Source organism: Seonamhaeicola marinus, assembly GCF_008085455.1.
Genome location: NZ_VSDQ01000543.1, coordinates 1 through 280 on the forward strand (window position 1 = coordinate 1; position 280 = coordinate 280).

The 280-nt window shown below is 40.4% G+C and carries 1 protein-coding gene; it reads right to left on the reverse strand.

The genetic code is table 11. From position 1 onward, the window contains the following. Window positions 1-280, reverse strand: a 280-nt coding sequence (locus FUA24_RS08175) for a phosphomethylpyrimidine synthase ThiC (RefSeq protein WP_187388223.1), incomplete at both ends; no start/stop codon positions are given.

Sequence of the window (280 nt, forward strand, 5' to 3'; positions counted from 1 at the left end):
GTCTTCAAAATGGGTGTACAAAAAGTTTTCTTTGTGATGTGCCAAACACCATTTTGCCATAATGGAACCACCACGAGATACTATACCTGTAACGCGTTTAGCCGTCATGGGTACGTAACGCAATAAAACGCCTGCGTGAATGGTAAAGTAATCTACACCTTGCTCTGCTTGTTCAATTAGGGTGTCTTTAAAAATTTCCCAAGTTAAATCTTCTGCAACGCCATTTACTTTTTCTAATGCTTGGTAAATTGGCACTGTACCTACTGGCACTGGTGAGTTA